This is a genomic window from Microlunatus spumicola, from assembly GCF_039536445.1.
GTDB classification, from domain to species: Bacteria; Actinomycetota; Actinomycetes; order Propionibacteriales; family Propionibacteriaceae; genus Microlunatus; species Microlunatus spumicola.
Genome location: NZ_BAAAYR010000001.1, coordinates 1,563,957 through 1,582,500 on the forward strand (window position 1 = coordinate 1,563,957; position 18,544 = coordinate 1,582,500).

Annotated in this window: 19 protein-coding genes; 8 read left to right on the top strand and 11 right to left on the bottom strand. The window is 72.0% G+C overall.

All coding sequences use genetic code 11. The features are described from left to right. Positions 1-165: 165 nt before the first annotated feature. The 3 genes from ABD665_RS07145 to ABD665_RS07155 are packed head-to-tail and all read right to left on the bottom strand — an operon-like array spanning position 166 to position 3,378. On the bottom strand, positions 166-1,074 hold the full coding sequence (locus tag ABD665_RS07145; RefSeq protein WP_344741607.1) for a carbohydrate ABC transporter permease: 909 nt from the start codon (positions 1,072-1,074) through the stop codon (positions 166-168). Between the two features lies 1 nt (position 1,075). Beyond that, positions 1,076-2,011, bottom strand: a complete 936-nt coding sequence (locus ABD665_RS07150) for a carbohydrate ABC transporter permease (RefSeq protein ID WP_344741609.1) — start codon at positions 2,009-2,011, stop codon at positions 1,076-1,078. Next, positions 2,008-3,378, bottom strand: coding sequence for an extracellular solute-binding protein (locus tag ABD665_RS07155; protein ID WP_204911591.1), 1,371 nt, complete (start codon positions 3,376-3,378; stop codon positions 2,008-2,010). The genes ABD665_RS07150 and ABD665_RS07155 overlap by 4 nt, the downstream gene beginning before the upstream one ends. 349 nt (positions 3,379-3,727) lie before the next feature. Between ABD665_RS07155 and ABD665_RS07160 the strand changes: the two genes are divergently transcribed. Further along, on the top strand, positions 3,728-4,732 hold the full coding sequence (locus ABD665_RS07160) for a substrate-binding domain-containing protein (RefSeq protein ID WP_204914041.1): 1,005 nt from the start codon (positions 3,728-3,730) through the stop codon (positions 4,730-4,732). Here the strand turns inward: ABD665_RS07160 and ABD665_RS07165 are convergent. Beyond that, positions 4,713-5,258 (bottom strand): hypothetical protein, encoded by a 546-nt coding sequence (locus ABD665_RS07165; protein WP_204911590.1) that lies wholly within the window; start codon positions 5,256-5,258, stop codon positions 4,713-4,715. The two genes, ABD665_RS07160 and ABD665_RS07165, sit on opposite strands and share 20 nt — an antisense overlap. Positions 5,259-5,376: 118 nt before the next feature. Then, positions 5,377-6,228 carry a formate dehydrogenase accessory sulfurtransferase FdhD gene (fdhD, locus tag ABD665_RS07170; protein WP_204911589.1) on the bottom strand — a complete coding sequence of 284 codons (852 nt, stop codon included), beginning with the start codon at positions 6,226-6,228 and terminating at the stop codon, positions 5,377-5,379. Positions 6,229-6,281: 53 nt separating this feature from the next. Here fdhD and ABD665_RS07175 point away from each other — a divergent pair, with 53 nt between their 5' ends. The 4 genes from ABD665_RS07175 to ABD665_RS07190 are packed head-to-tail and all read left to right on the top strand — an operon-like array spanning position 6,282 to position 8,970. Continuing rightward, positions 6,282-6,545 carry a DUF6457 domain-containing protein gene (locus tag ABD665_RS07175; protein WP_204911588.1) on the top strand — a complete coding sequence of 88 codons (264 nt, stop codon included), beginning with the start codon at positions 6,282-6,284 and terminating at the stop codon, positions 6,543-6,545. 9 nt (positions 6,546-6,554) lie between these two features. Then, positions 6,555-7,343, top strand: a complete 789-nt coding sequence (locus ABD665_RS07180) for an SURF1 family cytochrome oxidase biogenesis protein (protein ID WP_204911587.1) — start codon at positions 6,555-6,557, stop codon at positions 7,341-7,343. Then, positions 7,343-8,104 carry an SDR family oxidoreductase gene (locus ABD665_RS07185; RefSeq protein WP_204911586.1) on the top strand — a complete coding sequence of 254 codons (762 nt, stop codon included), beginning with the start codon at positions 7,343-7,345 and terminating at the stop codon, positions 8,102-8,104. Before ABD665_RS07180 ends, ABD665_RS07185 begins: the two co-directional genes overlap by 1 nt. Continuing rightward, the gene (locus tag ABD665_RS07190) at positions 8,101-8,970 is read left to right on the top strand and encodes a methyltransferase domain-containing protein (protein WP_204911585.1); all 870 of its coding nucleotides are present in this window, start codon (positions 8,101-8,103) and stop codon (positions 8,968-8,970) included. The genes ABD665_RS07185 and ABD665_RS07190 overlap by 4 nt, the downstream gene beginning before the upstream one ends. Here the strand turns inward: ABD665_RS07190 and ABD665_RS07195 are convergent. Further along, a complete protein-coding gene (locus ABD665_RS07195; RefSeq protein WP_344741616.1) occupies positions 8,967-9,416 on the bottom strand; it encodes a helix-turn-helix domain-containing protein in 450 nt (149 codons plus the stop codon). The genes ABD665_RS07190 and ABD665_RS07195 overlap by 4 nt on opposite strands. 168 nt (positions 9,417-9,584) lie before the next feature. Then, a complete protein-coding gene (locus ABD665_RS07200; protein ID WP_204911584.1) occupies positions 9,585-11,183 on the bottom strand; it encodes an ATP-binding cassette domain-containing protein in 1,599 nt (532 codons plus the stop codon). A 281-nt stretch (positions 11,184-11,464) separates the two neighbouring features. Between ABD665_RS07200 and ABD665_RS07205 the strand changes: the two genes are divergently transcribed. The 3 genes from ABD665_RS07205 (at position 11,465) to pdxT (ending at position 14,023) form a co-directional block, all read left to right on the top strand. Next, on the top strand, positions 11,465-12,382 hold the full coding sequence (locus ABD665_RS07205) for an NAD-dependent epimerase/dehydratase family protein (protein WP_204911583.1): 918 nt from the start codon (positions 11,465-11,467) through the stop codon (positions 12,380-12,382). Positions 12,383-12,548: 166 nt separating this feature from the next. Next, positions 12,549-13,454 carry a pyridoxal 5'-phosphate synthase lyase subunit PdxS gene (gene pdxS / locus ABD665_RS07210; protein ID WP_204911582.1) on the top strand — a complete coding sequence of 302 codons (906 nt, stop codon included), beginning with the start codon at positions 12,549-12,551 and terminating at the stop codon, positions 13,452-13,454. Next, the gene (pdxT, locus tag ABD665_RS07215; protein ID WP_204914038.1) at positions 13,448-14,023 is read left to right on the top strand and encodes a pyridoxal 5'-phosphate synthase glutaminase subunit PdxT; all 576 of its coding nucleotides are present in this window, start codon (positions 13,448-13,450) and stop codon (positions 14,021-14,023) included. Before pdxS ends, pdxT begins: the two co-directional genes overlap by 7 nt. Positions 14,024-14,108: 85 nt before the next feature. Here the strand turns inward: pdxT and ABD665_RS07220 are convergent, their stop codons facing one another. The 4 genes from ABD665_RS07220 to ABD665_RS07235 all read right to left on the bottom strand — a co-directional run bounded on the left by ABD665_RS07220 (position 14,109) and on the right by ABD665_RS07235 (position 18,543). Next, positions 14,109-14,828, bottom strand: coding sequence for an SDR family oxidoreductase (locus ABD665_RS07220; RefSeq protein WP_204911581.1), 720 nt, complete (start codon positions 14,826-14,828; stop codon positions 14,109-14,111). 10 nt (positions 14,829-14,838) lie between these two features. Further along, on the bottom strand, positions 14,839-15,849 hold the full coding sequence (locus ABD665_RS07225; protein ID WP_204911580.1) for an ABC transporter permease subunit: 1,011 nt from the start codon (positions 15,847-15,849) through the stop codon (positions 14,839-14,841). Between the two features lie 82 nt (positions 15,850-15,931). Beyond that, the gene (locus tag ABD665_RS07230) at positions 15,932-17,434 is read right to left on the bottom strand and encodes an ATP-binding cassette domain-containing protein (protein ID WP_204911579.1); all 1,503 of its coding nucleotides are present in this window, start codon (positions 17,432-17,434) and stop codon (positions 15,932-15,934) included. Further along, positions 17,431-18,543 carry a substrate-binding domain-containing protein gene (locus tag ABD665_RS07235; protein ID WP_204911578.1) on the bottom strand — a complete coding sequence of 371 codons (1,113 nt, stop codon included), beginning with the start codon at positions 18,541-18,543 and terminating at the stop codon, positions 17,431-17,433. The genes ABD665_RS07230 and ABD665_RS07235 overlap by 4 nt, the downstream gene beginning before the upstream one ends. Position 18,544 lies beyond the last annotated feature (1 nt).

Genomic DNA, 18,544 nt, shown 5'->3' on the forward strand with positions numbered 1-18,544 from the left:
TAGTGGGGTTCTCGTGGTGACGATGGTGGTGCAGGGGGTGGACGGGCCCGTCGGGGGGCCCACCCCGGTTCCGGGTGGGGGCGCGGCGGGGCCGCGCCGCACGACCGCGGGAGCGTGGGTCTTCCCGGTCCCGGGGAGGCGTCCCCCGGGACCGGGAAGCGGGGGTTACTTGCTGAAGCCGGCGGTCAGACCGCTCATCAGCTGGCGGCGGCCGAGGACGTACAGCACGATCACCGGCAGCGACACCATGACGACCGAGGCCAGGATGGCCGGCACGTTGACGCTGTACTGGCCCTGGAACGTCCACAGACCGAGCGTGATCAGGCGCTTCTCCGGGCTCTGGGTGAGCACCAGCGGCAGCAGGAACCCGTTCCAGATGCCGAGCCCGTTGTAGATGGTCACGGTGACCAGGGCCGGCTTCGTGAGCGGGAACGCCAGGTGCCACAGGGTCTGCCAGTCGCTCGCCCCGTCGGTGCGCATCGACTCGAACAGCTCCCGCGGGACGTCGCGGATGAAGTTCGAGATGACCAGCACCGACAGCGGGATGGCGAACGCGATGGACGGCAGGATGATCGCCCAGAGGGTGTCGTAGAGACCCAGCCGGATGATGATCAGGTAGACGGGGATGATCGTCGCCTGCAGCGGGATGGCCAGCCCCATGAGCAGCAGCGAGTTGATGCCCTTGAGCACCCACCCGCTCCCGCGCACGATGGCGAACGAGGCCAGGAACGAGATCAGCACGGCCGGCACGATGGCGCCGACGGTGACGAGCACGCTGTTGAGGAAGTAGCGCGGGAAGTCCGACTCGACGACGAGGGCGTAGTTGGCCAGCGTCGGCGCGGTCGGCGGCGCCATCGGGTTGGTCGTGAAGTAGACGCTCTGGTCCTTGAAGCTGGTGATGATGATCCAGTAGATCGGGACCAGCACGATCAGCAGCCAGACGTAGCTGAGCAGCCCGCCCACGTAGTTCTTGTGGACGGTCCCCCGCATCTGGGTCCCGCGGTCCGGGGCCTTGCCGCCCGACGCCTTCCGGCCGCTCGTCACGCGGTCACCCGCGGTGGTCACGGTCGCCATGTCAGGCCCCTTCCAGCTGGCTGTCCGTGGAGCTGCCGCCGAGGCGGCGCAGCACCAGGGCGAGCACCAGGCCGACGAGCACCAGGATGCAGGCGATGGCGCTGGCCGGGCCCATGAGCCCGGAGTTGAAGCCCCGGATGTACATGTCGAGGGCGAGCACGCGGGTCGCGTCGCCCGGTCCGCCCGCCGTCAGCACGTAGATCAGGTCGAAGAAGGTCAGGGACCCCACGACCATCAGCGTGGACGAGGTGATGACGGTGTACTTCAGCTGCGGCAGCGTGATCGAGAGGAACTGCCGCACCCGGCTGGCCCCGTCGAGCAGCGCCGCCTCGTACATCGACACCGGGATCTGCCGCACCGCGCCCTGGTAGATCAGCGCGTGGAACGGGATGAACTGCCACGAGACCACGAAGATGATCACGGCGAGGGCCAGCCGGGGCCGACCCAGCCAGTCCTGCGTCAGCAGCTCCAGGTGCAGGCCCGCCCCCAGCCCGAAGTTCGGGTCGAGCAGCGCCTTGTACGTGATCGCGAGCGCCGCCGAGCTCAGCAGGAGCGGGATGAAGTACAGCACCGCGAGGACCTCGCGGTAGCGCTGGTGTCCGGCCAGGAACGTCCCGAGCAGGATGCTCATCGGCGTCTGGGCGGCCCAGCTCAGCGCCATCACCAGGAAGGTCACCCACAACGCGTGCGGCAGACCCGGGTCGGTGAGGACGGCCTTCCAGCTGGTGAAGCCGGAGGGCGTGATCGTGCCGATGCCGTCCCAGGTGGTGAAGGACAGGAGCAGCACGCCGAGCAGGGGGATCACCCCGAACGCGACGAAGAACAGCAGGGCGGGCAGGGCCATCCAGGTGAACGAACGCTCCTTGATGCCCCTGCCGCCTTCCGTCGGGCTCGTGGCCGGCGCCGACGTCACGGCCGCCGGAGCCAGCGTGGTCACGACCCGATGACCTTGTTCATGTTGTCGATCCACTGCTGCGGCGTGATCGAGAGCTGGAAGAGCTTCGCGATGTTGTCCAGCAGCGTCTCGGCGGCGGCCGCGGGGAGGGCCTGGTCCCACGACTGCGCGAAGGACTTGGCGTTGCTCGCGGTGTCGTAGATGAAGTTCAGGAACGGGGCGTCCGCGCCGGAGAACGAGGCGTTGGAGCCCTTGACGATCGCGACGCTGCCGTTGTCGGCCCACGCCTTGATCTCGGTGTCGTCGAGGACGGTGGTGGAGAAGTACTTCTTCGCCGTCGTCTTCTCCGCGTCGGTCGCCTTGGAGGAGATCGAGTAGTACTGCGCAGGGTTGCCGACGGAGTTGCTCGGGTCGCCCTTGCCGCCCTCGACCGGCGGGAAGTTCATGTAGCCCAGGCTGCCGCTGCTGACGAAGTCGCCGCCGTCCTTCTTCATGGTCCCGTAGGTCCACGCGCCGTGCACCATCATCGCGGCCTTGCCGGTGTAGAGCAGGGCGAGGTCGGCGTTCGAGTCGGCGGTGATCGAGGAGAAGCCCTTGATGAAGCCGTTGGCCTTCACCAGGTCCTGGATCTTGGTCAGCATGTCGACGACCGCCGGGTCGGACCAGGCGCCGGCCTTGCCGGAGAACGCGTTCTGGAAGACCTCGGGACCGGCGATGCGGTCGAGCAGGAACTCGAGCCACATCATGTTCGTCCAGCGGGACTGGCCGCCGAGCGAGAACGGCGCGATGCCGGCCTCGTTGAACTTCGGCACCAGGGCCATGATCTCGCCCCACGACGCCGGGGGCTGGGCGCCGATCTTGTCGAAGGCGCGCTTGTTGTAGTAGAAGACGATCGGCGTGACCGTCTCGGCCGGCATGGCGTAGATCTTGCCGTCGACCGTGGCCGCCTCGAAGGCGGACGGGAAGAGCTTGTCCTTCAGCGCCGCGTTCTCGGAGAAGAACGACGTGAGGTCCTCGACCTGGTCGTTCTTCACGTACTCGCGGAGGCCGCCGCCGCCCCAGCCCCAGATGATCGTCGGACCCTGGCCGGCGCCGATGGCGGTCTTGATCTTGGTCTTGTACGCGTCGTTCTGGAACTCCGTGTACTTGATCTCCGTGCCGGCGTTGGCGCCGTTGAAGCGCTTGACCGACTCTTCGCGGACGGCCTGCTGCGGCTGGCCGCTGAGGAACCAGTAGCTGGCGCCGGAACCGGCGGCGCCGCCACCGGCCGCCGCGCTGCCCCCGGCTCCGGGCTGGGTCGGCTGCGTGCCGCCGCCGCAGGCCGCGAGGGTGCCGACCGCCGTGGCGCTGATGCCGGCCAGGCCGGCCAGCTTGAGGAAGCCGCGGCGCGAGGTGGTGCTGGGATCCACTTTGATCTCCTGTGTGAGTGCGGCAGAGCCGCGACGGGAAACGCGAACCGAACGAAAGATCACCGAGATGTTTCGCCAGAAACTACTGGTTGTAACGTAAAGACGGCGAAAGGACCTGTCAAGGCCTTACGGCGTGCCGTACGAACTCGATCCGGTACCGATCGTGGGAACGGTGCCAAGGTCGCGCGAGACCCGACCATACGCTCCCGGGCCACGAGCTGTCGGTGATGCCCCGCGGTCGGTCCGCGTCAGCGCGCCCCCTTCCCGTTCCGGGCCCGAACCCGATACTGTTACCGAAACTTTTCGGGTTCGGAGGTGTGGGATGGCAGGTCGCGCGACCCTGGCGGACGTGGCGAGCGCCGTCGGCGTCTCCGTGGCCACCGTCTCGAAGGTCCTCAACGACCACGCCGACGTCGCCCCCGGCACCCGCCGACGGGTCCAGCAGCAGCTGCGGGACTCCTCCTACCGCGTGACCGGCAACGGCCGGCGCCGCTCACGGCTCGAGGGGACCGTCGAGGTCGAGTTCCCCAGCCTGGAGAACCCGTACGTGGTCTCCGTGCTCGACGGCATCATGGACGCGGCCCGCGCGGAGTACCTCGACGTCGCGATCGGCCCCCAGGTGCGCGACAACACCGCGGCCTTCGAGCCCCAGACCCTGCGCAGGTCCAGCCGGATCGGGGCCATCTTCATCACGGTCGACGCGGCGGCCGCGCCCGTGGCCACGCTGATCGAGGACGGCTTCCCCACCGTCGTGGTCGACCCGGTGCGCCGGGCCGGCTCGTGCGTGAGCATCGGCGCCACCAACTTCAGCGGCGGCCTCAGCGCCACCGAGCACCTCCTCGGCCTCGGCCACCGCCGGATCGCGCACGCCGCGGGGCCGCGGCAGGTCGACTGCAGCCAGGCGCGGCTGGCGGGCTACCTCTCCGCGCTGAGCGAGGCCGGGCTGCGGTCCGACGACGACCTCATCGTCTCCTCGCCCTTCACGTACGCCGGCGGCCGCGCCTCGGCCGCGCACCTGCTGGACCTGCCCGACCGGCCGACCGCGATCTTCGCCGCGGGCGACGAGATCGCGCTGGGCATCATGGAGGAGGCGCGGTTGCGCTCCATCCGGGTGCCGGAGGACCTGAGCATCGTGGGGTTCGACGACACCTACCTGGCGAGCCGGTCGGCACCGCCGCTCACCACGGTCGCCCAGCCGCTGGTGGAGATGGGCCGACTCGCGGTGCGCTCGCTCAGCCAGCTGATCAACGGGAACTTCCAGGGCACGTCGCACCTCGAGATGGCCACCCACCTCGTGCTGCGGAAGTCCACCGCCCCCGTCCCCACGGGCCGGGTCAGGCCAGGCCGGGACTGAGGTCGGGCACGGGCACGACGCCCTGCGCGACGCGGGTCTCGCGCCGCCGCTCGCCCTCGGGCGTCCGCCAGGCCATCGTGTAGCTCAGCGTGCAGGCGAGACGCTGCGGGGCCGGTTCACGGTCGCGACCCAGCCCCGCCGCGGCGGCCGCCTCGGTCAGCCAGCGCTCCAGGTCGGCGAACCGGGCGGTGAAGCACGCCCCCGTCCCGACGAAGCGCACGGCCTGGTCGACGGAGGCCTCGGCCCCGGAGCTCGCGGTAAGAGTGGCCGACAGCCGCACCTCGCGGGCCGGGACCTCGTCGCTGGTGTTCTGCACGAGCATGACGCCGGGCTCGGCCCACTGCAGGCGCCAGCCCGAGGGGTCCGGCGGCACGGGCACGGCGGACTCCGCCACTGCGAGGGCCGCGGCCGCGACGTCCAGCTCCCGGCGCTGCCGGCGCCCACGACGGACGATCAGCGTCACGAAGGCCAGCGTCTTCACGCACACCACGCCGCCCACGACCAGCAGGAGGGTGGCGGTGCTCACGCGGCGATGCTACGGAGGTTCGACCGGCCCGGGGCCGTTTAAGGCTGAACAGCTTGCTGCGGCGGACGTCGGTGCCGTTGACCAGCGACGCGCTGAGCGGTCCGTGCGCCGTGCGGCCTCAGCCGACCGGGACGCTGCCCACGCTCGCCAGGTCGATCCGCCCGGCGTGGCTGTAGACGTTCATGCTGTCGCCGCGGACGAAGGCGACCAGGGTGAGGCCGGCCTCCTCGGCCAGCTCGACGGCCAGCGAGCTCGGCGCGGAGACCGCCACCAGCAGCTCGGCACCGGCGAGGACGGCCTTCTGCGTCAGCTCGTACGAGGCCCGGCTCGACACGACGAGGGTGCACCCGGTGAGCGGGAGCCGTCCCTCGCGGAGGGCCCACCCGATGACCTTGTCGAGCGCGTTGTGCCGCCCGACGTCCTCGCGCACGCAGACGAGGTCGCCGTCGGTGTCGATCAGGCCGGCCGCGTGCAGCCCGCCGGTCTTGTCGAAGGCCCGCTGGTGCTCGCGCAGCCGGTTCGGCGCCTGGAGCACACGCTCGACCGGCAGCGGCTCGCGCCACGTGGTCGGGTGGCGGCGAGAGGTGACGACCTGGTCGATGGAGGTGCTGCCGCACAGGCCGCACGCGCTGTTCACGAGGACCTGGCGCAGCGGGCCTGTCGGCGCCGCACCCGGCACGAGGCTCACGTCGAGGACGTTGTAGGTCTGCAGGCCCTCCGCGTCGGTCCCCGCGCAGTAGCGCGCGAGCACGACGTCGGAGGCCTGCGTGATGACGCCCTCGCCGTGCAGCAGCCCGTGCACGAGGTCGATGTCGTCGCCCGGCGTCCGCATCGTCACGAGGAAGGCGGAGCCGTCCAGCCGCACCTCGAGCGGCTCCTCCACGGCGAGCGTGTCGCTGCGGCGCACGACGCGGCCGTCGGCACCGGCGCGGACCTTGACCACCGGCCGGGTCCGGGTGAGACGTCCCATGGGGCCATCCTGGCACCGGCAGCCAACGACCGACCGGGAGGACGAAGCACCCCATGGACCTTGCGCAGAGCACCACCGACTGGCTGAGGAGGCTGGCCGACGAGCTCGAGGCCGGAGACGTCGCCCTCGACGACGCCGCGGTCACCGAGCTCCTCGACCTCACCCGCGAGGCCGCGCACGGGCTCGAGCGGGTGGCCGGACCGCTCACCACCTTCCTCGTGGGCGTCGCGGTCGGCCGGGGCGCCGGGCTGCCGGAGGCGGTCGGGACGGCGACCGCGCTGCTCGACGAACCCGCCCCCCGCGGCGACGGCGGCTAGCCTGGGAGCGTGCGCCGCCTCTGGGTCCGCTGGGCCCTGCTCATCGCCTTCGTGGCGGTGCTGGGGACCGCCTTCGTCAACCTCGGCGAGTGGCAGCTCGAGCGCCTGCACTCCCGCCGGGACCGCAACGTCTCGACCGTGGCGAACGAGCAGCAGCCCGTACGCCCGTGGACCGACGTCTTCACGAAGACGATCACCGACGCCGACCAGTGGCAGCGGGTCAGCGCGACCGGGACCTTCGACTCCGGGCACCAGTACGTGCTGCGCTACCGCAGCACCGGCGACACCGACGGCTACGAGGTCGTCACGCCGCTGCGGACCGACGCCGGGACCGTGCTGGTCGACCGGGGCATCGTGTCGGTGACCAACGGCGCGCCCATCCCCTCCGTCGCCCCCGCGCCCCCGAGCGGGGTCGTCACGGTGGTCGGTCACGTCCGCCGCGACGAGGAGGGCAAGCGCTCCGCCCGGGTGCCGGTGAACGGCTCGATGCGGCTGATCGACTCGCAGGCCATCGCGGCGACGCTGCCCTACCCCGTCGCCGACGGCTACATCGGCCTGCTGACCGTCGACCCGCCGCAGGACGGGGGCTTCTCCCCCATCGACCTGCCCGAGATCTCCGACGGCCCGCACTTCTGGTACGCGGTCCAGTGGTTCATGTTCGCGGGCATCGGGCTGGCCGGGATCGTCGTCTTCATCCGCGGCGACATCCGCGAGCGGCGCACCGGCCAGCGCAAGACGCCGAAGCCGAAGAAGCCGGTCGACGACGACCGTCCCGCGCTGACGCCGAGCGGGCGCTGATGGACCTCGGGCTCCACGACCGCGTCTTCGTGGTCACCGCCGCCAGCGGTGGCCTCGGCCGGGCCACGGCCGAGCAGCTGGTCGCCGAGGGCGCCCGCGTCGTGCTCGTCGCGCGCCGGGCGGAGGTCCTGGCCGAGGTCGTCGCCGGGCTGGGCCCGGAGCACGCGGTCGCGGTGACCGCCGACCTGACCGACCCTGCGACCGCCGACCTCGCCTGCCTCGTCGCCATCCGGGCCTTCGGACGGCTGGACGGGGCGCTGGTCAGCGTGGGCGGGCCGCCGCCCGGCACCGTCCTCGGCACCTCCGACGAGCAGTGGACGACCGCGTTCGAGCGGGTCTTCCGCCCGGCGCTGCGGGTCTCGCGCGCCGTGGTCGCCCACGCGACCGTCCCCGACCTGGCCCTCGGCTGGGTGCTCTCGACCTCGGTGCTCTCGCCGCTGCCCGGGCTCGCCACGTCCAACGGCCTCCGGCCCGGGCTCGGGATGCTCGTCAAGCAGCTGGCCGACGAGCTCGGTCCCACCGGTGGCCGCGTGGTCGGGCTCATGCCCGGCCGGGTCGAGACCGACCGGGTCCGCGAGCTCGACGCCCTCGACGCCGACCCGGCCGCCGGACGGGCCGCGCGCGAGGCCGCCATCCCGCTGCGGCGCTACGGCACCCCGGAGGAGTTCGCCCGGGTCGCCACCTTCGCGCTCTCGCCCGCCGCGTCGTACCTCACCGGGTGCGTCCTGCCGGTCGAGGGCGGCGCCCTGCGCGCCCTGTGAGCCTCGCCGACGTCACGGACCTGCTGGCCTGCCCGACCTGCGCGGACCGCGAGCTCCCCGACACCCCGCTCGTCCCGGACGGCTCGACCCTGCGCTGCCCGCGCGGGCACGCGTACGACGTCGCCCGGCAGGGGCACGTGAACCTGCTCGGCCGGGCGGTCCCGCGCAACGCCGACTCCCCCGCGATGGTGGCCGCGCGCGAGCGGTTCCTCGGCAGCGGCGCGTACGACGACGTCGCCGACGCCCTCGCCACCGCGGCGGCGCGGACGGGCGCGGACGCACCGGCGGTGCTGGACGTCGGGGCGGGCCCGGGCTGGTACCTCGACCGCGTGCTGGCCCGCCTGGACGACGAGGGGCGGACCGGGCGGGGCGTCGCGCTCGACGTCTCCCCCGCCGCCGCCCGTCGGGCCGCCCGCAGCCCCTGGTCGGTGGGAGCGGTCGTCGCCGACGCCTGGGAACGCCTGCCGGTCCGCTCCGACGCCGTGGACCTGGCGCTCAGCGTGTTCGCGCCGCGTCAGCCCGCGGAGCTCGCGCGCGTCCTCGTGCCCGGCGGCACGGCGCTCGTGGTGAGCCCGCTGCCCGAGCACCTGGCGTCCCTGCGGGAGGCCTGGGGGCTGCTCGACGTGGAGCCGGGCAAGCAGGAACGGCTGGCGGCGACGTTCTCCGAGCACCTGCAGCCGGTCGACGAGATCGACGTGCGCCGGACGGTCCGGGTCGACCGCGCGACGGTCGAGGACCTCGTGGCCATGGGGCCGAACGCCTTCCACCACCACCACCAGCAGCCCGACGACGCGGGCGGCCACGCCGACGCGCCGGACGTCATCGAGGTCGCGGTGCGCCTCGGCGTCTGGCGGCGCCCGGACTAGCCCTTCTTGCCCTTCTTGCCGGACTTCTTGGGCTCGGCCTTCTTCTTCGCCTTGTCGTCCTTGCCGTCCTTGGCGTCCTTCACGGCCTTGCCCGCCTTGGCGGTCTTGTCGGCCACCTTGTCCTTCGCGGCCTTGGCCTTCGTCCGGACGGCCGACGCCGCGGGCTGGTCGGCCGCGGGTGACGACGCCTGGTCGTCGAGCTTCTCCGCCGCACCGCGACGCGGTCCACGGGTGGCACCGCCCCGCCCGCGCAGCGTCGCGCCCGACTCCTTCAGCACGCCGTGCACGAAGCCGTAGGAACGACCCGTGTCCTGGGCGATGGAGCGGATGCTCTCCCCGCCGGCGTAGCGCTCGCCGAAGGCCGCGCCCAGCGAGGAGCGTTGGTCCCCGGTGATGCGGGCACCCTTCGTCAGTCCCGAACCGCTCTCGTTCGCCCCGTCCGGCATGCCCGCTCCCGTGGTCTGGACGCCCCGGGCCGGGCCCCCGCCGTCGGGGCTGTGCTCAGACGTCGCGCTCCATGATCAAAACCGATCGCGCAACATGATGGCACCAGCCCGGGACCCCCGTCCCGCGGGGGTTCGGCGGGTGCGGGGACGGGTCTGCGGGGTCGAGCGCTAGGCGAGCGAGATCAGGTCGGCGTACTCCGGGCTCCAGAGGTCCTCAGTGCCGTCCGGCAGCAGCAGGACGCGGTCGGGGTCGAGCGCGTCGACCGCGCCCTCGTCGTGCGTGACGAGGACGACCGCGCCGGCGTACGTCTTGATCGCGGCGAGCACCTCCGCGCGCGAGGCCGGGTCCAGGTTGTTCGTCGGCTCGTCGAGGAGCAGCACGTTCGCGCTGGAGACGACCAGGGCCGCGAGCGCGAGCCGCGTCTTCTCCCCGCCCGAGAGGACGGCGGCGGGCTTGTCGACGTCGTCGCCGCTGAAGAGGAACGAGCCCAGGACCTTGCGGACGTCGGTGTCGTTGAGGTCCGGCGCGGCGGTCTTCATGTTCTCCAGCACGCTGCGCCGGGTGTCCAGCGTCTCGTGCTCCTGGGCGTAGTAGCCCAGCCGCAGGCCGTGGCCGGGCAGGACGTTGCCGGTGTCGGACTGCTCGACCCCGGCCAGGATCCGCAGCAGCGTGGTCTTGCCCGCGCCGTTGAGGCCGAGGATGACGACCTGCGAGCCCTTGTCGATCGCCAGGTCGACGCCGGTGAAGATCTCGAGCGAGCCGTACGTCTTGGAGAGGCCCTCGGCCATGAGCGGCGTCTTGCCGCACGCGGCCGGTTCCGGGAACCGGATCTTGGCCACCTTGTCCTGCACGCGCTCGCCCTCGATGCCCGCCCGCAGCTTCTCGGCGCGCTTGGCCATGTTCTGCGCGGCGGTCGCCTTGGTGGCCTTCGCGCGCATCTTGTCGGCCTGCAGCATCAGGGTGTCGGCCTTGCGCTCGGCGTTCTGCCGCTCGCGGCGCCGGCGCTTCTCGTCGGTCTCGCGCTGCTGGAGGTAGCGCTTCCAGCCCATCGCGTAGACGTCGATCTCGGAGCGGTTCGCGTCGAGGTGGAAGACCTTGTTGACGGTCGCCTCGAGCAGGCCGACGTCGTGGCTGATCACGAGCAGGCCGCCGTTGTGGCCGGCGAGGTAGGTGCGCAGCCAGGAGATCGAGTCGGCGTCGAGGTGGTTCGTGGGCTCGTCGAGCAGCATGGTCTCGGCGCCCGAGAAGAGGATCCGCGCCAGCTCGACGCGGCGGCGCTGGCCGCCGGAGAGGGTGCGCAGCGGCTGGTCGAGCACGCGCTGCGGCAGGCCCAGGTTCGCCGAGATGCGGGCCGCCTCGGCCTCGGCGGCGTAGCCCCCGCCGGCCGTGAGCTCGGCCTCGGCGCGCGCGTACGCGGCCATCGCGCGGTCGCGCTCGGCCTCGTCCTCGCTGGCCATGGCCATGCCGGCCTTCTCGAGGCGGAGCAGCGCGGTGTCGAGGCCGCGGGCCGAGAGGATGCGGTTGCGGGCGAGGACCTCGGGGTCCCCGGTGCGGGGGTCCTGCGCGAGGTAGCCGATGTCGCCGGTGCGGGTCACGGACCCGGCGGCGGGAGCCGCCTCGCCGGAGAGGATCTTGGTGAGCGTCGTCTTGCCGGCCCCGTTGCGCCCGACCAGGCCGACCTTGTCCCCGGGGGCGATCTGGAACGACGCGCCGTCGATCAGCAGCCGCGCGCCCGCGCGCACCTGGAGATCCTTCGCGACCAGCATGTCTGTCCTGCCCTGCCTTCTTCTTGCCGTGTGCCAGCCAGGTGCAGCGTCGCGGGGCGGCTCGTTGTTCCCGCGCGAGGCGCGCCGGAAGGGGCAGCCGCGCGCGGATCGTGGGCACGCCCACGGCTGCAGGGCCTCATCCTAGTGGCCAGGTCGGACGCGGACGAGCATCGAGGGACGGGCTGCACCCGGCCCTGCTCCCTCGACGGCCCGGTCCTCGTGCCGTGCCCACGGGGGCGGGCGAGGAGGCAGGCTCGCCGACGAGGGGGTTTGCTGGGGGCATGCGCATCTTCTTCACCGGCGGCAGCGGCAAGGCGGGTCATCACGTCGCCCCGTACCTCGCCTCCCAGGGCCACCAGGTCACCAACGCCGACCTCACCCCGCTGGGCCACCCCGACGTCACCGACCTCCACGTCGACCTGACCGACACCGGCCAGGTGTACTCGGCGTTGGCGGGCATGCCGACCATGGCCTCGCTGGACGGCCCGGCCCCCGAGGTGGGCAGGGCGTCGGCGTACGACGCCGTCGTCCACTTCGCCGCGATCCCCCGGATCCTGCTGGCCCCGGACGCCACGACGTTCGCGAGCAACGTCGTGGCGCAGTACAACGTCCTGGAGGCCGCGACCCGGCTCGGCATCCGCAAGGTGGTCTTCGCCTCCTCCGAGACCACCTACGGGGTCTGCTTCGCCCAGGGGAAGCGCAAGCCGCTGTACGTGCCCGTCGACGAGGACCACCCCGTGGTGCCCGAGGACTCCTACGCCATGTCGAAGGTGGCGGGAGAGGTGGTCGCGCGCTCGTTCCACGCCCGCACCGGCGCGGACGTCTACGGCCTGCGGATCAACAACGTCATCGAGCCCGACGAGTACGCCGGGATGTTCCCGCCCTTCCTGGCGGACCCGTCGCTGCGCCGGCGCAACCTCTTCGCCTACATCGACACCCGCGACCTGGGCCAGCTGACCCTCCGCGCCCTCGAGACCGACGGGCTCGGCTTCGAGATCTTCAACGTCGCCAACGCCGACATGTCGGTCGCCGCGACCACGCAGGAGATCATCGACACCTTCTACGCCGGGGTCGAGGTGCGCCGGGAGATGGGCCGGGACGAGACCTTCTACAGCATCGACAAGGCCCGGGACCTCCTCGGCTACGCGCCCCAGCACTCCTGGCGCGACGTGCTGGAGGACCCCCGCCGCGAGGCCTGAGCGTCGGAGCCCGGGGCCGGGTCGCGCCGGCCTCGCGCGCCTCGTCGGGCTCCGTCGGGGTGGCCGCCGCCCGGGCGGAGGTGTCCGTCGCCGCCAGGAGCGACACGCGACGAGGGTCCTGCTCCTAGGGTGGTCGGTGGTATTCAGCAGCGGCGGAGGCGGACACATGAGCGACATCCAGGACCCGGGCACCGGGACGGGCACCGAGCGGGTCAAGCGGGGCATGGCGGACATGCTCAAGGGCGGCGTGATCATGGACGTCGTCACCGCCGAGCAGGCGAAGATCGCCGAGGACGCCGGCGCGGTCGCCGTCATGGCGCTCGAGCGCGTGCCCGCCGACATCCGCGCCCAGGGCGGCGTGGCCCGGATGAGCGACCCGGACATGATCGAGTCGATCATCGGCTCCGTCTCCATCCCCGTCATGGCCAAGGCCCGGATCGGGCACTTCGTCGAGGCGCAGGTCCTGCAGTCCCTCGGCGTCGACTACATCGACGAGTCCGAGGTGCTGACCCCGGCCGACTACGCCCACCACATCGACAAGTGGGCCTTCACCGCCCCCTTCGTCTGCGGCGCGACGAACCTCGGCGAGGCCCTGCGCCGCATCACCGAGGGCGCGGCGATGATCCGGTCCAAGGGCGAGGCCGGCACCGGCGACGTCTCCAACGCGACCACGCACATGCGCACCATCCGCGGCGAGATCCGCCGGCTGACCAGCCTCTCCCCCGACGAGCTCTACGTCGCGGCCAAGGAGCTCGCGGCCCCGTACGACCTCGTGGTCGAGGTGGCGCGCACCGGCAAGCTCCCCGTCGTGCTCTTCACCGCCGGCGGCATCGCCACGCCCGCCGACGCGGCGATGATGATGCAGCTCGGTGCCGAGGGCGTGTTCGTCGGCTCCGGCATCTTCAAGTCGGGCAACCCGGCGCAGCGCGCGGCGGCCATCGTCGCCGCGACCACGTTCCACGACGACCCCGGCATGATCGCCAAGGTCTCGCGCGGGCTCGGCGAGGCGATGGTCGGCATCAACGTCGACGACATCCCCGAGCCGCACCGCCTCGCGACCCGCGGCTGGTGACCCCGACGGTCGGCGTCCTCGCCCTCCAGGGGGACGTGGTCGACCACCGCCGGGCGCTGGAGGCGGTCGGCGCCCGGACGCGGACCGTGCGGCGGCCCGAGGAGCTCGTCGGGCTCGACGGCATCGTCCTGCCCGGCGGGGAGTCGAGCACCATCGACCGGCTCTCGCGCCGCTTCGGCGTGCGCGAGCCGCTGGTCGCGGCGCTGCGGGCCGGGCTGCCCGCGTACGGGTCCTGCGCGGGGATGATCATGCTCGCCGACGAGATCGTCGACGGGCTGCCCGACCAGCAGACGTTCGGCGGGCTGGACGTCACGGTGCGCCGCAACGCCTTCGGCCGCCAGGTCGACTCCTTCGAGACCGACCTCGACCTGATCGGCGTCGACGGGACCCTGCACGCGGTGTTCATCCGCGCGCCCTGGGTCGAGCGGGTCGGCGCGGACGTCGAGGTGCTGGCGAGCGCGGCCGGCCACCCGGTGGCCGTGCGGCAGGGAGCCCTGCTCGCCACGTCCTTCCACCCGGAGGCCACGGCCGACACCCGCGTGCACGCGCTGTTCGCCGCCGGCCTCTGAGCCCGGCACCGCCTCGACAGCACGACGGGGATGATCCGGCACCTCAGCGGTGCCGAACCATCCCCGTTCTCCGGAGGAGGTCGGCTCAGACCAGCGTGTAGCCGCCGTCCATGAGCAGCTCGCTGCCGCAGAAGTAGCCGGCCTCGTCGGAGAGCAGGAAGGCGACCGTGGCGGCCACGTCCTCCGGCGCCCCCATGCGGCCCTGCGGGGTGTGCGCGTACCACTGCTCGAACTGGTGGGTCTTGCGCGCGAGCAGCTCGGTCCCGATGTAGCCGGGCGCCACCGCGTTGACGCGGACGCCGCGACCCGCCCACTCCGCCGCCAGCGACCGGACGAGGGCCGAGACGCCGGCCTTTGACGCGTTGTAGGCGCACTGGCGCTGCGGCGTGTTCACCGTGTGGTTGCCGCTCATCGAGCTGATGGCGACGCACGACCCGGAACCCTGCTCGAGCATCCGGCGCCCGGCGCTGGTGAGCGTGTGGAAGACGCCGACCAGGTTCACGGCGAGCACGCCGCTGAACTGCTGCGAGCTCATCGTCTCCGCCGCCACATCGTCCTCGACGATCCCCGCCCCGGCCACGACGCCGTCGACCCGGCCCTCGTCGTGCAGGATCCGGTCGAAGGCCGCCTCCACGGAACCCGCGTCCGTCACGTCGACGGCCAGCCCGTACGGCCCGGCGGGTGCGGCGAGGTCGAGCCCGTAGACGGTCGCGCCGTCGGCGCGCAGCCGGTCGCAGACCGCGCGCCCGATCCCGCCGGCCGCGCCGGTGACGGCGACGACCCGGCCCTGCTGAGCGGTGCTCACCCGTACCTCCTCAGTGCCGGGTCTGACGACGGCGGACGCGGACGGCGTCCACGACGACGGCGAGGAAGATCATCACGCCGCCGGCCATCGAGACGTAGTAGGCGTTGATGTTCGTCAGCTGCAGCCCCACCTGGACGATCGTGAGCAGCAGGACGCCACCGAGCATCCCGAGCACGCGGCCCCGGCCACCCGTCAGCGAGACGCCGCCGATGACGGGCGCGGCGACGGCGTAGAGGAGCAGGTCTGCGCCCATCGTGGAGTTGACCCCGGAGAGGTACGAGGTCGCCAGCCACCCGGCCGCGCCGGCCAGCAGGCCGCCGAGGGTGAAGCTGCCGATGACGAGTCGGTCGGTGTTGATGCCCGCGGCGTACGCGGCCGTGCGGTTGCCGCCCGTCGCGTAGAGCTTGCGGCCCCACGGCGTGCGGTAGAGCACGACGGCGATGACCACGAACAGCACCACGAGCGCGACCGGCATGATCGGCCAGCCCAGCACCGTGCCCTGGCCGATGAAGGTGTACGAGGTGTCGGAGATGGTGATCGTGCGGCCCTTCGTCACCGCGAGCACCGCGCCGCCGAGGACCAGGCCCATGGCCAGGGTCTCGATGAGCGAGGTCATCCGCAGCTTGGCGATGCAGAACCCGTTGATCAGGCCGATCAGCGCGCCGACGGCGAGCACGGCGAGGATCGCGACGAAGCCGGGGACGCCGTGCTCCATCAGCGTCGCGCCGATCGCGCCGCTGAAGCCGAGGATGCCGACGACGGACAGGTCGATCTCGCCGAGCAGCATCGCCAGGGCGATGGCCACCGCGAGGAACCCGAGGGTCGTGGTCTGGACGAGGACGTTCTGGAAGTTCGCGATGCTCAGGAAGAACGGGTTGAGCGCGGTCGCGAGGAGGATGAAGACGACGAGCAGCAGCCAGACGATGTTGTCGAGCAGGAGGTCGGCCCAGCGGACCCGGGCCCGCGGGGTCCTGCTGGGCGTCTCGGCTCCCGGTGCGGGAGCGGTCTGAAGGGTGGTCACGGTGCTCTCCTGATGGAGTCGGAGCGGGGTGCGGGGCGGCCCGCCGGGGCCGACGGGGCTGGTCGAGGCGGGCGGGTGCGGGTCACGCGTCGGCGAGCTCGCTCTGGTGGTGCAGCCGGGCGAGGATCGCGTCGGCGCTGATCTCGGCCCCGACGAGCTCGCCGGTGACCTTGCCGTCGGTGAAGGCCACGACCCGGTCGACCATGCGGACCATCTCGTCGGTGTCGTAGGCGAGCAGGATCACGGCGAGGCCGGAGTCGGTCAGCTCGTCGATCAGACGGTGCACCTCCTCCTTCGTCGACACGTCGACGCCGAGGGTGGGCTCGTCGAGGATGAGGACCACGGGCTCCCGGGCGAGGAGCCGGCCGAGGATGATCTTCTGCTGGTTGCCGCCCGACAGCTCCTCGATCGGCTGGTCGGGACCGGCCACCCGGAAGTGCATCCGGGAGTGGTACTTGTCGTAGGTCCGGGTGACCTCGGCCTCCGACAGGAGACCGCCGCGGGAGGGCCAGTTGCCCATCCGGAGGCTCTCCCGCACCGACATCGGGCCGACGATGCCCTCGCCGTGCCGGTCGTTGGTCAGGTAGGCCATGCCGCTGTCCAGGGCGCCGCGGACGTCGCCCAGCCGGAGCTCGCGCCCGTCGAGCACGACCGACCCGGACTGCACCGGGCGGAGCCCGGCCACCGCCCGCGCCGACTCCTGCGCACCCGAACCGGGCAGGCCGACGAAGCCGACGATCTCCCCGGCCCCGACGCTGAAGGACAGCGGACCGACGCCCTCCGTGACCAGGTCGGTCACGACGAGGCGCTCCTGCTCCGCCGTGCGCGGGCGGCGGACGAACTCGTCCACCGCGGTGCCGACGACGAGCTCGGAGATCTCCGCCGAGCCCATCGTCCGGGGGTCCGCCCCGTCGGCGACGACGTGACCGTCGCGCAGCACCGTGGCCCGGTTGCAGATCGCCTGGATCTCGTTGTTGAAGTGCGAGATGAAGACGAACGTCTGGCCGCCGGCATTGAGCGAGCGCACCCAGTCGAAGAGCGACGAGCGCTCCTCCTGGCTGAGCGCGGTGGTCGGCTCGTCGAGCATGACCAGCGCGCTCTCCCCCACCAGCGTGCGCACGATGCCGAGCCGGCGCTGGTCCGGCGCGCTCAACGAGCCCGCCGGCTGGTCCACCGGGAACGGCACGTCGTAGCGGTCCAGCAGCTCACGGGCCCGGGCGTTCATCGCCCGCCGGTCCACGAACGGCCCGCGACGCGGGTAGTCGGGCAGCAGGAGGTTCTCCGCCACCGACAGGTCCGCCACCACCTCGGCGTGCTGGCTGAGCAGGTGGATGCCCAGCTCGCGGCGCCGGACGAGCGGGAGGTGCGTGATGTCCTCGCCCCGGAACAGGATCTGTCCCGCGGTGGGCCGCTCGGAGCCGGCGATGAGCTTGACCAGGGTCGACTTGCCCGCCCCGTTCTTGCCCAGGAAGCCGTGGATCGAGCCCTCCTCGACCGTGATGTCGGTCGGGTGCAGAGCCGTGAACCGGCCGTAGACCTTGCTGAGCCCCCGGGTCTCCAGCAGGGGTGCGCCTGGGTCCGTCACTGCTTGAGGCCCCACTTCTGCACCACGACGTTGCCCCACTGGCGGGGGTCGTCCACGTTCGACGAGTCGATGTAGAAGGGCGGGATCACGCAGCTCGGGCCCTGCGGGGTCGACATGACCGGCGCCTTCTCCCAGTAGTAGGCCGCGTTCGCGTACTCGCCCATCGGGATGGCGCCGCCGGTGGCGGTGTACTTCGTGAGCATCTCGACGCAGATCTCCCCGTACGCGACCGGGTCCTGGCTCACCTCGGCGTCGAGCAGGCCGTCCTTGATCCACTGCAGCGACTGCGGCTCGCCGTCGATGGAGGTCAGGAAGACGTGGTTCGGGTCGTCCTTGGGGAGGGCCTTGTTCTTGCTGCGCAGCGCGGTGATGATGCCGCGCGTGATCGAGTCGCTGGGGGCGTGCGCCGCGTCGAGGTCGGGGAACTCGGCGAGCGTGGCACCCGCGACGCTGACGGCCGTGGCCTCGTCACCCTCGGTCGGGCGGGAGATGACCTTGATGCCGGGGTACTTCGCCATGACGCCCTCGAAGCCCTCCTTGCGGGCCCGCCAGGCGGACGAGGACAGGGCGCCGTAGCCGTTGAGCACGGTGCCCTTCTCGCTGCCGTACTTCTTCTTCAGCAGCTCGACGATCTTCTCCGCGGCCATCTCGCCGCCGCGCTTGTTGTCGAACGCGATGGTGAAGTCGACCTCGCCCTTGGTCAGCGGGGTGTCGATGATGCCGACCGGCACCTTCTGGTTCTTGGCCTTCTGCGCCAGCGGCGCGAGACCCTCGGAGTCGATCGGGTCAGCGATCAGGAAGGCCGGCTTGGAGATCAGCAGCGAGTTCCAGTTGTCGAACTGGGTGCTCGAGTCGAACTTCGCGTCCGTGGTCTTGAAGGTGTGGCCGAGCTCCTCGCTCTTGCGCTTCACCGCCTCGTTCTGCACGACGAAGAAGAAGTAGTTCATCCCCTTGTTGCAGTAGGCGCCGGTGCCGCCGCCGGCACCGCCGCTCGCGGCCCCGGCCGGTCCGGCCTGCGTGGTGCCGCAGCCGGCGAGGGCCGCGGTGAGGCCGAGGGCCCCGAGACCGAACGTGCGTCGGTTGAAGACGGGGTTGGGCGATGTCGTCATT

Coding starts and splice junctions, on each gene's coding strand:
- ABD665_RS07145 (WP_344741607.1), bottom strand. CDS start 1,074: ATGGCGACCGTGACCACCGCGGGTGACCGCGTGACGAGCGGCCGGAAG.
- fdhD (WP_204911589.1), bottom strand. CDS start 6,228: ATGGGACGTCTCACCCGGACCCGGCCGGTGGTCAAGGTCCGCGCCGGT.
- ABD665_RS07175 (WP_204911588.1), top strand. CDS start 6,282: ATGGACCTTGCGCAGAGCACCACCGACTGGCTGAGGAGGCTGGCCGAC.
- ABD665_RS07185 (WP_204911586.1), top strand. CDS start 7,343: ATGGACCTCGGGCTCCACGACCGCGTCTTCGTGGTCACCGCCGCCAGC.
- ABD665_RS07195 (WP_344741616.1), bottom strand. CDS start 9,416: ATGCCGGACGGGGCGAACGAGAGCGGTTCGGGACTGACGAAGGGTGCC.
- ABD665_RS07200 (WP_204911584.1), bottom strand. CDS start 11,183: ATGCTGGTCGCGAAGGATCTCCAGGTGCGCGCGGGCGCGCGGCTGCTG.
- ABD665_RS07205 (WP_204911583.1), top strand. CDS start 11,465: ATGCGCATCTTCTTCACCGGCGGCAGCGGCAAGGCGGGTCATCACGTC.
- pdxS (WP_204911582.1), top strand. CDS start 12,549: ATGAGCGACATCCAGGACCCGGGCACCGGGACGGGCACCGAGCGGGTC.
- ABD665_RS07235 (WP_204911578.1), bottom strand. CDS start 18,543: ATGACGACATCGCCCAACCCCGTCTTCAACCGACGCACGTTCGGTCTC.